The organism is Massilia sp. CT11-108 (genome assembly GCF_047302915.1).
Classification (GTDB): domain Bacteria; phylum Pseudomonadota; class Gammaproteobacteria; order Burkholderiales; family Burkholderiaceae_D; genus Telluria; species Telluria orientalis.
Genome location: NZ_JBKYMO010001202.1, coordinates 1 through 520 on the forward strand (window position 1 = coordinate 1; position 520 = coordinate 520).

2 pseudogenes are annotated in these 520 nt (G+C 70.2%); one reads left to right on the plus strand and one right to left on the minus strand.

Annotated features, from left to right (window positions below):
• Positions 1-220: pseudogene (locus ACEN88_RS33975) on the plus strand (1-deoxy-D-xylulose-5-phosphate synthase); the annotation flags it as partial.
• Here the strand turns inward: ACEN88_RS33975 and ACEN88_RS33980 are convergent.
• Positions 204-520 (minus strand): annotated as a pseudogene (locus tag ACEN88_RS33980) (squalene/phytoene synthase family protein); the annotation flags it as partial. The pseudogenes ACEN88_RS33975 and ACEN88_RS33980 sit on opposite strands and share 17 nt — an antisense overlap.

A 520-nucleotide genomic window follows, 5' to 3' on the forward strand; every position in this document is an offset into this window, starting at 1 on the left:
GCGGGCGGCCTCGCCGTCGAAGGCATGAAGCCCGTCGTCGCGATCTATTCCACCTTCTTGCAACGTGCCTACGACCAGTTGATCCACGACGTCGCGCGGCAGAACCTCGACGTGACGTTCGCGCTCGACCGCGCCGGCCTCGTCGGCGCGGACGGCGCCACCCATGCGGGCAACTACGATATCGCCTACCTGCGCTGCGTGCCGAACATGGTCTTGATGGCGGCGTCTTCGTCGATGTCGCGCAGGATGTTCGTCAGCTGCAGCGCGCGGCCCAGGTGGTGGGCAAGCAGGATGCCGTCGTCCGCCGGCAGGCCGAACACGCGCACGGACAGGCGCCCCACGGCGGCGGCCACGCGGTCGCAGTACAGGTCGAGCGTGTCGGCGGGCGGCGCGCAGATGGGCCGGTCCTCCGCATCCATCAGCATGCCGTCGATCACCGCGTGGAAGTCGGCTCGCGCGAGGCCGTACGCGGCGATGTGCGGCGCCAGCGCGCGCAGGCGTGACGCGAACGTCGTCAGCA